Here is a 12,723-nt window from a genome sequence, read left to right as displayed (position 1 = left end):
TTTTAGCGGGCGCTTAAGGATTTTGTGCCTCGTAGGTGTCTGAGGTTCCCGTTCCGCGGCGTAGGAGACCAACCTTAGCAAACTGCTGTGGCAACTGTTGCGTGCTGGATTGCCTGCCTCGCAAGGGCGTCCGCTCGTTCATTCCATGGCAGGCCGACATGGCCCTTGCACCAGGCAATCTCGATCCTATCGCAGCGTGTCAGGCACGTGTCGAGCGCCTTCCAATGATCGACATTGGGAACGTCTCGGCTGCGACCCTTGCCGTTCGGGGCGCGCTTCCGCCAATGATTTGTTCTCCAGATGTGGCGCCACCTATTGCATCCCGTCACTGTGTAGGTGGAATCGGACCAGATGGTCGCAGCTTCGCCACGCGCATTCTCGTCCAGCCAATGGAGGGCTTCAAGAAGGGCAAGGAGTTCCGGCGCGCTGCTATCAGTGCAGCCTATACTGCCGGACCGCGACGCCACTTCGACATTGTGCCGAAGCACGACCACGCCCCACCCGCCGATGCGCTTGATTGGGTCATATGAACCATCGACGAAGAGCTGGAGGTCGTGGGGAGTAGAGGATTCCAACATGGGCGAGGTTCTTTCGGCGATCGATCGGCAGCTGAGTTGATGACGCGGTTGAGTTAGACAGGGTTCACCGCTGAAGATGAGCTTCTAGAAGACAAAACACACCCGCGTGCCTATTTCCACAGCACCGTTTCTGGCTCTCCCTACTTCAAGACGCGGAGCTATGCGTCTATGCATATCTCACCTGCGATAAAGGTCATTTATTGTGCCGAGAATTAGGGGTAGTTTCTAATCATCGAAGCGATGCACCTCCTCCCGCAAAGCTTCGAGTTGCAAATGTCCTTATCCTCCTCCCAAAGGGCATTTGTTAGAACAGCAGCACTCCTCCTCCCAGTTGCTGTTCGGTTCTTTTCGAAAGCCTGCCGCACCTCCTCCCGCGGCAGGCTTTTTCGTTTTCAGCGTTTTTGTTTGCGGCGCAGGGTGACGAAGGTCACGACAGCAGCCACCAGGCCATACATCGTCCATTTGAAGGGAAGAGCATCCGCGGTTTCACTGCGGATCGGCAGAACGGTCACGGTGCCGGGAGAGGATTCGTATCCGGCTTTGCCTTCCGCTTTCGCCTGTTCGATCTGCTGAGGCGAGACGGCCCATTCCGCGCCTCGCGACTTGTCCAACATCATGAAAGCCGCTCCGACAGCGATGCCGACGATGATGGCCACGACCAAGCTTCTGATATTTTGCATGTTTTACTCCTGATTTGCAGGAGCGTCTCTACAGCATCGAGGGGAAAATCGGAATCGATTTTCGGAAAGCACGATGCGTCGATTCAGAAAAGGCAAAGCATGCTTTGTGCGTCCAACAGGACGCACAACGCTTTAGCTGGTGTGTGGCGGTTGGCTTCGCTTGCTGCTGCAAGACGTCCAGCAAGTCTGAGGTGAGGCGTGGGCCGTCCGTCTCAAATTCAAAGGATCAATATATCTTGATCGCTTTTAAACTATCGCAATTTCGCCCAAGAATAAGATAAGACGGAGATATTGAGTAATAAGGAACATGTCGGGATGCGCTTGAAGCCCCTTTTCTTCAGCCTTGTCATCGGAATTGCCACCGTCGCGCAAGCGCGCGAGCCCGCGCAGATGCCGGTGCTGGAAGCCACTGCACCCGAGGCAGAAGCGGCCGCTCTCAGCGCACAGTTCCTGGAGCGTTATGCATACCGTCCTGTTCCGTTGGACGATGCTCTCTCCGTCAAGGTCATGAACAAGTATATAAAGTCGCTCGATCCCGACCGGATGCTGTTTACGCAGAGCGATATTGACGGCTTTGCCAAGGACAGCAAAAAGATCGACGACGCGATCCAGAACAAGAACCTCGACATCCCCTTCTCGATGTTCAAGATCTACAACCAGCGTGTGGTCGAGCGGATGACCTATGCGCGCAGCCTGTTGAAGAACGGCTTCGATTTTACGGTGCAGGAAGACTATCCGCTGTCGCGCGAGGACGCGCCTTGGCCCAAGACGGAAGAGCAGGCCAACGAACTCTGGCGCAAGCGCGTGAAGAGCGACTGGCTCAGACTGAAGCTTGCCGATCAGGACGAAGCAAAGATCCGCGATACGCTCGACAAGCGTTATAAGAACATTCTGGACCGTGTCGAAACCTATAAGGCCGACGACGTTTTCCAGTCCTTCATGGCGGCTTTCACCACGGCGGTCGATCCCCACACCGACTATTTCAGCGCCAAGGCTTCAGCTGAATTCGATATCTCGATGAAGCTTTCTCTGGTCGGCATTGGTGCCGTGCTGCAGGAGCGCGACGGGTACACGACGATCCGCGAGCTTGTAGCCGGTGGACCGGCGCAACTCTCGAACAAACTCGCCGTTGGCGACCGCATCATTGGTGTCGGTCAGGGCGAAGAAGGCCCGATCAAGGAAGTTGTCGGGACGCGTCTCGACGAGGTTGTGCAGATGATCCGCGGCGAAGCGGGATCTGTGGTGCGCCTGGACATTCTGCCGGCCGATGCCGGAAATGCCAGCGGTCACCGGGTGATCAACCTGGTGCGCGATAAGGTCAGCCTCGAGAAGCAGGCGGCCAAGAAGTCCGTCGTACCTGTCAAGCTTGGCGACCAGACATTGAAGATTGGCGTCATTGCGCTGCCGACGTTCTACGAGGATTTTGAGGCGCGCCGCGCTGGCGACAAGAACTACAGAAGCGCCAGCCGCGACGTCGAAAAGCTTCTTGGCGAATTGAAGCAGGAGAAGGTCGACGGGGTCGTCATCGATCTGCGTGACAATGGTGGCGGTTCGCTGGCCGAGGCCATCGATCTCACCGGTCTCTTCACCGGCAAGGGACCTGTGGTTCAACAGCGCAATGCGGCTGGCAAGGTTGAAGTCGAGAATGATGATCGCTCCACGCCGGCCTGGGATGGTCCGCTCGGCGTTCTCATCAATCGCGGCTCCGCTTCGGCGTCGGAGATTTTTGCGGCCGCCATTCAGGATTATGGCCGCGGCGTCATCGTCGGTGACCCAAGCTTCGGCAAGGGCACCGTGCAGACAGTCGTCGATCTGGACAGGGTGGCCGGCAAGCAGGAGCCGGAACTCGGTCAGCTTAAGTTGACGATTGCCCAGTTCTTCAGGATCGACGGCGGCACGACGCAGTTGCGCGGTGTTACGCCCGACATCAACACGCCAAGCGTTCAGGACCCCAAAACGCTCGGCGAGTCCAGCTATGACAATGCATTGCCGTGGACGACGATCAAGCCCGCCAAATACAAGAAACAGGGCGATATGACGGCACTTGTGCCTGAATTGGAAAGCCGTCATGAAGCGCGCATCAAAGACGACAAGGACTATCAGCGCTTCGTTGAAGATGCCGCAGAGCTGAAGGCCCAGCGCGAAAAGAAGACGATCTCCCTCAACGAGGCAGAGCGTCGCAAGGAAATGGCCGCGGTGGCTGCGAAACTCAAGGCGCGCCAGGAAGCCGGCGTCGTCGTTCCGGAACTCGATGACGGGCTGCAGGCCAATGAGCGAAGCCTCAGTGCCAACCTTGCTCTGGAGAATGCCCGGAAGAACGCGAAAGATGTGCTTCAGACCGAAGCGGCTGCCATCGTAGCAGACATGGCGGATATCTTGCCGGGCAAGGACAAGGCTTCCCGTTAAAATAGGAAGTAGTGCGAATAGATCTGTAGCTTCGGCCTGAAAAGCGATTTGGATTTCGGGCCGAAGCATCAATTCAAGGTCTCGCTCTTTTGTGACGATTTAGTTTTGATCGTATGGGTCGTGCTGGCGGTTAGGAGCTTTGATGTTGCTGTCTGCCGCTTGAGATAAGGCGGCCGATGCGGCGTCTTCACTCGTGAGAAAACCATTAACCTTGCCAAGGTAATTGTTTGCCCTGATAACTGTGAGTGCATTATTGCTGATGTAGAGTATCTGCGTATTGCCAACGGAACTCACCATGACGGCGCGCCTTAATCACTTCAAGCTTGTCGGCCCTGTTGCCGTCATTGTCGGGCTTTTGTTGCTCGGCCTGGCCGCCGTACTGTTTTTTGGTGCTGCCCGCTTGGACGAAGAGGCGAAAGTGCGCCAGGAGACGTTGGTCAAGCGCAATGTCGCGATCTGGATTTCGGACATGGAAGTCGTTTTGACATCCTGGACGATCTGGGACGAGGCGATCGATAAGCTCAACAACAATTTCGATCTCAGCTGGGCCGAGCGAAATCTCGGCCAGTCTATCATCGGCACGTCGAACGTGCGCTCGCTCGCCGTAATCGACAGCAACGACAAGATTATCTACGCCAAGACGGCGGATGATTTCGCCAACCATTCGTTCCTGAAACAGGAACCGAGCGCGCTTGTCGCGGCCGCCCAACCATTGATCGACTCGGTGCGAGCGCGTGAGCACCAGCCGAAGAAGAGCGGCATTCCGGACAGGATCTCATCAAGCAAAATCGAAGTGGTGGGGAATGACGCTCTCTTGCTGACGGCGAGCCTCTTCCAGGCCGATATCGGGACAGTCGTGCCCAATACCGACCGCGCGCCAATCCTTGTTTCGGCCATTCCAATCGCAGGCAGCCTTCAGGCGTTTTTCGGCGAGCGCTTCATGCTTGACGATGCAGCCGTCGAGCCGTCTGAGCAGGTCAAGCCCGGTCGCGCGTCTGTGGACATTGCCGCTGCCCCGCATGGGCAGGTACAGGTTTTGTCGTGGCAGGCGAACACGCCAGCCCATGATCTGCTGCGGCAGTCACTGCCCTTTGCCGCGGCCACGCTCTGCATCTTCATCGCGAGCTGTGCCCTCGCAATCTCGACATCGCGTCAGGCGCTCAGGATGCTTGTCGATGCGGAAAAGCACATGCGGCATGCGGCAACACATGATTTCCTCACGGGGCTTGCCAACAGAACACTGGTATCGACCAGGTTTACGCAGCTGTCGGAGCAGGGGCCGTTGACGGTTGTCTGCATCGATCTCGATGGGTTCAAGGCAATCAACGATCGCTTCGGTCACGCCGATGGAGACGATCTTCTGAAGCAGGTTGCCGAGCGGTTGCGTGCCGGATGCGCTGAGGATGATGTTTGCTTCCGTCTTGGGGGCGACGAATTTGCGGTGATGATGCCGAAGGTTTCCGAAGAGGAAGCGGAGGCGCGGTGCCGTCAACTGGCTGCGGTGATTTCCAAGCCTTACGAAGTGAACGGCACAATCATGGCGGTTGGCGCGTCCTATGGAATGAGCAGGGTTCTGGCAGAGGAGACCTCACCAGATCCCGTCTTCAGACGTGCAGACGAGGCGCTCTATATTGCAAAACGTCTCAACCGCGGTGGAGCCAATCCATTCCGGGGCGAAGTCGATCTGGCAGCGTCCTCTTCTTGATCATTAGCGCGTCCTTGATCGACGCATCGTGCTTTCCGAAAATCGATTCCGATTCTCGGGCCGATGCTGTAGCGACGCTGCCGTGCGCGTTGGCCAAATCAGACTTCAAGAACAATCGTCTTCAACGCGCGAATAACCTGCGGGCTGGTTTGTCTGCGCTGCTCAGGCGCAAAGCCGAATTCCACAAGAGAATGGTCCTCTTTCGAAGAGGCACTGCCTGAGGCATGGATTTCGTGGATGCCAGTTGCGGCCAGAAGCTCGGGCACGAGATCGGCCGTTACGCCACCGCCCGGCATGATGCTGATACGGCCATCCGCTTGATGCGACAGTCGCTTCAGCATCTCCATTCCAAGGGATACGTTCTTTGCGCAGCCGGAGGTCAGGATGCGGGAGATGCCGAGATCGATCGCAGTCTCGAGCGCTTCGATTGGATCGCGCACCATATCAAAAGCGCGGTGGAGGCTGATGTCCAGGCCGGATGCGGCTTCAATCAACCTCTCTAGAACCTGTCGGTCGAGGCGTCCGTCTGTGGTCGTCGCACCGATGACGACGCCGGGTAGCCCAAGCTCCCGTGCCTGCGCAATATCCGCCTCCATGATGGCGACATCGGCCTCGTCATAGATGAAGTTTCCGGCTCTTGGGCGGATGAGCGGGTAGACGGGGATTGGGCTCGTTCGTTTCGCGTGCTGCATCAGGCCGTAGGACGGCATCAATCCACCGACGCCCAGTGCGGAGCAAAGCTCGATGCGGTCTGCCCCGCCCTCGATCGCGGCGGCGAGACCCTCTGCGCTGTCGACGCAAATCTCCAGCAACCGCCCGGTGTGATCAGCCATGATGTTCGCTTCCTTGTTGGGTGTGGAGATCGTCCTTAACAGCCGGCCGCTTGTGAAGGAAGCCGAGCAATGCCACGCCGCACAGACCTGCAAATGCGCCGAGCATTGCCGTGTGGGAATAATCACTGACGGCCGTGCCGACCGAGAAGAGCAGGGAGCTCAGGCCGCCGCCCAAGAAGATGTTGACGGCAATGAGCGAGCTTCCAAGACCTGCGCGCCTGGCGATCAGGTTTTGCAGATAGGTGATGGGCAGGGAAATGATGCCGGCTGCGCCGAGACCCGAAAGAGGTGTCAGCAGGTAGACTGTCATCGGGTCTTTCGCCAAGCCGAGACCGAGCATGTAAGCGCAATAGATAAGCGCACTGGCAGCGATGGCGACTGCGGCCGATGTCTTGGTTTCCACCCATCCCCAGAAGAAGATGAAGACGATCTCGAGAAGAGCAACGATGCCGACGATCGCGCCGACATCGGCCGGTTGCCCGCCCGCCTTTCCAGTTACCACAAGCGGCAACACGATGCCGTTGACATGCAGGGTGCATGAGATCAGCGCAATGGCAAGCACGAAGGGCCAGATCTGGCGTGAGCCGAGATGGCGAATGGATGCCAGGAACGCGTAAGCCGGTTCCTGCCGTTCGGCATGGGCAACGGTTTCTTCACGCATGAAGCGGGCAAAGAGAATGAAACAGAAGGCGCATGCGATCGCCGCCAGCAGAAAAGCCGGGAGCATGCTCGTTCGGCCCGCAAGCGCGTAACCGACAATGCCGGGCACAAGGACCCAGGAGAGCGAGATCGCGGCACGAACCGCGGAGTTGACGGCAATGAGATCACGCGGCGGCATGCCGGCGCAGCTTGCGCGGACATAGGCGAAAATCAGCGAGTTGAGCGCTCCGTAAACCGGAACGGGAATGAGCAGCGCAAGTGCGAAGGTCCAGATGGTCGGAAAGGCATAAACCACGCCATAACCCAACGCCCCGGATATACATGCTCCGAGAATGGGAAGCTTATAGTGGCCGAGCCGGTCCGAGAGGATGCCCATGCTGATGCTGGCCGACACGTTGACCAGCGCTGCGACGAAACTCAGGATCGAGAAGCCGGCATCTGTCAGGCCAAGCTCGCGAATGCCGATCAGCGACATATAGGGCGCGGTCGCCGCACCGGTGAAACCGAAGACGAAAATACCGGCAGCCGAAAGCCGCAGCTGGTCATGTCGATAAACAAAGGGCAGCGCCGACAGCATGGATCGTCCACTTAAAGCATGGTCCAAGCAAAAGTGTGGAGTGATTTTGCGATGACGACATGCGGTAAAAACAGGACCCAAAGCATATCAGCGAATCTGCAACATCGCGTTACGCTTCAGGAGAGACAGCCTGCGGTCACGCAGGATGGGAAAGTTGAAGGGGCGCTCGGAAGGTATCCCGAGCGCCCGCGAGTAATTTAGCAGTCAGCGGCTTGGCCGAAAGCCTCAACGCCATCGTGCGGATAGTTTCGCAGACGGGGTATAGTCGAAGTCTTTGACGAAAGGAAATATCGGTTGCACCCGCCGCTTCGATGGCAACGTCTCGATATCCTGGTTGATAACGCCATCCGTCAGCGCCATCAGGTTGGGGTTGGACAGCGGCTGAAGCTCTGGCGAGAGATAACCGGATTTCACCACCAGTAATCTTACTTTGGCGGGATCGATGCCATGACGCGTGAAGTCTGCGATATTGTGGTAGGGGCGACGGCGGGCTGCCAGAATGAGCGTTATGCCGCCGATCTTGACGACAGCCTGTCGCTCATCCGCTGCGCCTGGATCATCGAGGCTGACAATCTCGGCACCGACCTCGACGAAGGGACTGGCCGGATCGAGTGAACCGCCGATCTTGAGGCTGAGCGTCTTGCCGATACCAGCGGCAAAACACGCTTCCACCGCCGGACGGTCGGTAATGCCGCCAATGACGGCACCTTCGAAGCCGCGCAGGATCAGCGACTTCAACACGTCCGCACGATCGCCCACGCCACCACCAGTGGGATTATCGCCGGAATCGGCAAGAATGACCGGCTGCGTTTCGGCCTTTTCGGCCAGGTCGAGCATATCGTCGAGATCGCCGGTGACGGGACCGAAGCGAAAGTCTTCTCTCGCCTGCCAATAGGACAGTGCGATCTCTTCCGCTGCGCGTTTCGCCGCTTCGGGATTTGACCCAGTCACAACAGCGCAGGCGGTTGCTCGCGGCTCATCTGCCCAGACATAGCCGACCATCAGATTGGCATCCCAAACGCCGTCGATCCGATCATGCTCCGGCAGGCGATGGTAGAGCGATTTGGCAGGCTCATCTTCCGTCGAGGTTTTCTCGCCCGGCAGCAGAACCGGAACCGGAGCCCAGGCGACACCTGGCTTTGCGCCCGTCTTCAGCGTCCTGATCAGCATCGACCAAGTCCGCACCATCGTCTCGCGCACATCGATATGGGGCGCGGTACGATAGGCGGCGAAGATGTCGATCTGATCGACGATCTTCTGGGTCACGTTGCCGTGCAGATCGTAGCTGACAGCCAGCGGAATATCCGGACCGATGATCGAGCGGGCATTGGCAATCCAGTCGCCTTCGGCATCGTCCATGCCTTCGACATTCATTGCGCCGTGCATGGCAAGATAAAGACCGTCGAGCGGCAGGGTTGCCCGCAGCTTGTCGGAAAATTCTTGCCTGAATTCCTCATAGGTGGCACGGGAGACCGGGCCCCCTGGAATGGCGCGGGCGTGAAGGAGCGGAGAGATTTCCACCCCCTCGGTCGGCAGGAAGCTGAAATACTCAGCGCCCGTCAGATCGTTACCGCGCAACACGCGAAAATCTTCCGGCTGCATGAGAACAGGCGAATAGGTGGAGCACTCCGTATGAATGCCGCCGACTGCAATGCGTAACACCATGGCACTGTCTCCGATCAAAGCGTGGGGCTGAGGCGCACGAGCGCCGAGAAGCGATCCCAATCCTTGCGCTCACGCGGTGTCCAAGCGGCTTCTGCCACGGCCGGCAGACGCGGGAAGACCAGATGGTTGAAGTAGTCGCGGTTGAGAAAGTGTTCGGTCCAGATGCAGGCCTGCACGCCACGAAGACGCGGCTTCAGGTCCTCGGGAAAATCACCCACTGCCTCATAGTGATAGGTGTGATGCGGCGGCACGGTGCCGGCCCAGCTGGCGCCCGGCTCCTGCCAGGCTTCGTCCTGCACCATGTCGAGATAATAGGCCTGGCCCGGCGTCATCACGACGTCGTAGCCCTCTTTCGCCAGCTCGACGCCGACTTCGGGCGCGCGCCATGCCATCAGCAACGTGCCGTCCGGATCGACGCCGCCGCCGTGGGAGACCTCGTCCCAGCCCGCCATGCTGCGGCCTCTGTCGGCCAGCATTTTCTGAATCCGCTTCATGAAGTGGCTCTGGAGCCCGAAGGTGCCATCCAGACCCTCCTTCTCCATCAGTTTGCGCGCCAGTGGCGAGGCCATCCAGGTGTTGTCGGCGACTTCGTCGCCACCGATATGGATGAGCTTTGACGGGAAGAGCTCGACCATTTCATCGAAGACCTTCCCGAGGAACACATAGGTCTCTTCGATGGCGGGATTAAGGGCGTTGTTCGGGAAGCCTTGAACCGAGCGATAGCTATCCGGCGCTTCCTGACCGTCAACCAGTTCGGGAAGAGCGGCCAGGATCGCAGTGCTGTGGCCGGGAATATCGACTTCCGGTACGACTTCGACATTCAGCTCGCTCGCATGGGCGATAATCGCAGCGACATCCGCCTGGGTGTAGAAGCCCCCGACCGGTTCTGCGGCGTTGCCAAGCTGCGGAAGCATCGGTTCATCGGGGCCGCGCATGACGCCCACGGTGGTCAATTGCGGATAGGCACGAACTTCGAAGCGCCACGCCTCATCATCGGTCAGGTGCCAGTGGAACACATTCATCTTGTACCAGGCGAGAATATCGATGAGGCGAAGCACGTCTGGTGCCGGAGCAAACTGGCGCGATACATCAAGGTGGCACCCGCGCCATCCGTAACGCGGTTCATCCGTGATGGTGCCCGAAGCCGGGAAGCGGAACAGCGCCGCGTTTCTGCGCGCGCCATCATGAAGCTGTGCGAGTGCTGTCAGGCCATATTGGCGGCCCGCATCGCCGCCATAGGCAAGCACGATCTCATATTCGGCGAATGTCAGCTCATATGCTTCCGCCGCAAGCGAAGCGCTCTGTTGAAAACGAACAGCCTTACCCTGTTCGACCGCGATCAGCGAAAATGGCTGATGGGCTGCAGAAAACAGGCGGCGATGAAGACTGAGGACGGTGTCCATCGCCTTCACGTCAGCCAGCGTGCTGCCCGCTGCCGGGTAGAGCACGACGGGTGTTTCCCCGGCTTGCAACTGCGCCTGTTTCGGCCAGGGCAGAAGCGAGAAAGGCTCAGTGACGCGTCCTTCCGGCAGGAGCGGCTTTTGCGGTTCGCTGACCCTGCCTTCCAGCATCAGATCGGCAACGTCGATGGTGTGATGGGTACCATCGGAGAATGTCAGATAGGCCGATTTCGCCCCGTCGGTTCTATGCTTGGCAGGCCGCCAGAGGCCGCGCACGGTAAAGCGCCAGCCGGCGCCGGGCTCCAGAACGAAGCCGGCAGGCGGCGCGTATTGGTGGAAGTTGGCGTTGCGCAGCAGGAACGTCGCGTTCTCGCAAGCTGGGTTATCCATGACGCGCGTCAATGCCGTATAGGCGAGTTTGAAGTCGCTCATCGGCGTGTCGGTGAGGTTGACGAGGGTAAAGACAAACCCGCCTGACGGGTCGCCCTCAATGGGATGCCATGCGTTTTCGAGGCGGAATCCGGTCTTGCTCATCGTCGTTCCCTTGATTTTTATGTGTGTTCAGTAATGTTCGGATTGAGAGAAGGTGTGGGCCAGCTCGGCTTGGCCCGCCGTCAGCCCGCAATCGACGGGCAGGCAGACACCGGTGATCGCCGCTGCCTGATCGCTTGCCAGAAAATGGACGGCATTGGCGACGTCGTGCGTGGTGGCGATACGGCGCAGTGCATACCAGCGTTTCACCTCTTCAAACACATTCGGATTGGCTTCGGCGCGCGCTTCCCAGGCTTGGGTGCGCACGGTTCCGGGCGCCACGGCGTTGGCTCTGATGCCGAATTTTCCGTATTCGACCGCGATCAGCTTGGTCAAATGGATCAACCCCGCCTTGGCGGCGCTATAGGCCGGATGACCGAAGACAGCCATACCGTTGACGGAGGCAATGTTGACGACGGATCCTTGCATTTCCGTCAGGTCGCGCTCGACCGCGCGGAAGGTCAGGAATGCAGCCTCCAGATTGAGGCTCGAATCCATGCGCCAGATCTCCGGCGTCGTGTCGTGTAGTGAAACGGCGCGTGCTGCACCGGCATTGTTGACGAGGGTTACGACCTTGCCGAGCGCCTCTAATTGGTCCGTCATGGCCTTGAGGCTATCGGCACTGGTGACATCGGCGACGATCGTTACGTAAGCGGCTCCGCCGCCAAGCGCGGCGACCGCGCTTTCCAGAGCGCCCGCATCATTATCGACAAGGGCTATAAGGTCATGGCTCGCTGCCAGAAGGGCAGCGATTGCGCGCCCGATATCGCCGGCAGCGCCTGTCACCACGGCGATGCGCTTATGGGTCGTCATGTCGTCAGTCTCCCAATATCTGGCGGTCGTCGCCGCCATCGCGATGCTCCAGCAACTGCTGCTTGATCTGGCGCAGCGTGATGGTGGAGTGTTTGCGGTTCTTGTAGGCCACCAGGCTGGCAAGCACATCGATCACCGCGAGATAGGCAAAGCGCGTCGAGGTGGGGCGATAAATGTTGTCGCCTTCTGGAAGGTCGATGCCGATGACATGATCTGCGAGCCTCGCCACCGGGCTTTTCACTTGAGTGAGCGCGATGGTGCGAATGCCGTTTTCTCTTGCGAGTTTGAAGCAGCGCATCAGCTCCTGATTGCGGCCCGAAAAGGACGAGCCGATGATCACATCACCCTCCTGCGCTGCTGCCGTCAGCATGAGTTGCATATTGTGGTCATTGCTGGCGGTGATGCGGGTGCCCAGGCGAAACAGCCGGTTCTGCAGTTCGAGGGCCACCATTGAGGAATTGCCGCCGGAGCCGAGGGCATAGACCATGGAGGCCGCGGCAATCCGCTCGGCCACAGCATCGAGTGCCTGTGGATCGAGCGCGCGGTGGACCATGAAGAGTGCGTTCTGGGCTTTGGTAATGATGTCTTCGGCGACATCCTCCGCCGACGTGCTCTTGGCTTCCGGGTTGAGGTAACGCACGCCGACGAAGGCGGTCTTGGCAAGACGGACCTTGAAGTCGGCGAAGTTCTGGCAGCCGAGGCGGCGGCAGAAGCGGGTCACCGTCGGCGGAGAGACATCCGCCTTTTCGGCCAGTTCGATGATCGAGGCGCCGACGGCGAAGTCGAACTCGTTCAGCAATATCTCCGCGATGCGCTGTTCGGATGGCGAAAACTGCGCTCTTTCATCCTGAATGGTCGCGAAGATATCCATCGGC

At 58.9% G+C, this 12,723-nt stretch carries 11 protein-coding genes; 2 read left to right on the top strand and 9 right to left on the bottom strand.

The genetic code is table 11. The annotated features are described in order from the left end of the window. Window positions 1-74: 74 nt before the first annotated feature. Window positions 75-578 carry an RNase H family protein gene (locus ACTJKV_RS16890; RefSeq protein WP_274101433.1) on the bottom strand — a complete coding sequence of 168 codons (504 nt, stop codon included), beginning with the start codon at window positions 576-578 and terminating at the stop codon, window positions 75-77. A 392-nt stretch (window positions 579-970) separates the two neighbouring features. Beyond that, a complete protein-coding gene (locus ACTJKV_RS16885; protein WP_062424116.1) occupies window positions 971-1,258 on the bottom strand; it encodes a hypothetical protein in 288 nt (95 codons plus the stop codon). Window positions 1,259-1,573: 315 nt separating this feature from the next. On the opposite strand from ACTJKV_RS16885, the gene ACTJKV_RS16880 reads away from it, so the two are divergent. Then, entirely contained in the window at window positions 1,574-3,664 is a 2,091-nt protein-coding gene (locus ACTJKV_RS16880; protein WP_274101432.1) for a carboxy terminal-processing peptidase, read from the top strand. A gap of 99 nt (window positions 3,665-3,763) precedes the next feature. Here the strand turns inward: ACTJKV_RS16880 and ACTJKV_RS16875 are convergent, their stop codons facing one another. Then, entirely contained in the window at window positions 3,764-3,961 is a 198-nt protein-coding gene (locus ACTJKV_RS16875; protein ID WP_062424118.1) for a hypothetical protein, read from the bottom strand. Here ACTJKV_RS16875 and ACTJKV_RS16870 point away from each other — a divergent pair. Further along, on the top strand, window positions 3,960-5,369 hold the full coding sequence (locus tag ACTJKV_RS16870; protein ID WP_274101431.1) for a sensor domain-containing diguanylate cyclase: 1,410 nt from the start codon (window positions 3,960-3,962) through the stop codon (window positions 5,367-5,369). The two genes, ACTJKV_RS16875 and ACTJKV_RS16870, sit on opposite strands and share 2 nt — an antisense overlap. A gap of 98 nt (window positions 5,370-5,467) precedes the next feature. On the opposite strand, the gene ACTJKV_RS16865 is transcribed toward ACTJKV_RS16870, so the two are convergent. The 6 genes from ACTJKV_RS16865 to ACTJKV_RS16840 form a co-directional block, all read right to left on the bottom strand. Beyond that, the gene (locus ACTJKV_RS16865; RefSeq protein WP_274101430.1) at window positions 5,468-6,202 is read right to left on the bottom strand and encodes a copper homeostasis protein CutC; all 735 of its coding nucleotides are present in this window, start codon (window positions 6,200-6,202) and stop codon (window positions 5,468-5,470) included. Beyond that, window positions 6,195-7,439, bottom strand: coding sequence for an MFS transporter (locus ACTJKV_RS16860; protein WP_274101429.1), 1,245 nt, complete (start codon window positions 7,437-7,439; stop codon window positions 6,195-6,197). The genes ACTJKV_RS16865 and ACTJKV_RS16860 overlap by 8 nt, the downstream gene beginning before the upstream one ends. Before the next feature lie 225 nt (window positions 7,440-7,664). Beyond that, on the bottom strand, window positions 7,665-9,104 hold the full coding sequence (locus tag ACTJKV_RS16855; protein ID WP_274101427.1) for a M81 family metallopeptidase: 1,440 nt from the start codon (window positions 9,102-9,104) through the stop codon (window positions 7,665-7,667). A 14-nt stretch (window positions 9,105-9,118) separates the two neighbouring features. Further along, window positions 9,119-11,038 carry a beta-N-acetylhexosaminidase gene (locus ACTJKV_RS16850; protein WP_274101426.1) on the bottom strand — a complete coding sequence of 640 codons (1,920 nt, stop codon included), beginning with the start codon at window positions 11,036-11,038 and terminating at the stop codon, window positions 9,119-9,121. A gap of 27 nt (window positions 11,039-11,065) precedes the next feature. Further along, a complete protein-coding gene (locus ACTJKV_RS16845; RefSeq protein WP_274101424.1) occupies window positions 11,066-11,848 on the bottom strand; it encodes an SDR family oxidoreductase in 783 nt (260 codons plus the stop codon). A gap of 4 nt (window positions 11,849-11,852) precedes the next feature. Beyond that, window positions 11,853-12,719, bottom strand: coding sequence for a MurR/RpiR family transcriptional regulator (locus ACTJKV_RS16840; protein ID WP_274101423.1), 867 nt, complete (start codon window positions 12,717-12,719; stop codon window positions 11,853-11,855). Window positions 12,720-12,723 lie beyond the last annotated feature (4 nt).

Origin of the sequence: Agrobacterium sp. 22117 (genome assembly GCF_052045735.1) — a bacterium.
Lineage (GTDB): Bacteria > Pseudomonadota > Alphaproteobacteria > Rhizobiales > Rhizobiaceae > Agrobacterium > Agrobacterium cavarae.
The sequence above is the reverse complement of the archived record's forward strand: the minus strand, read 5'-3'. Positions and strand labels throughout refer to the sequence as shown.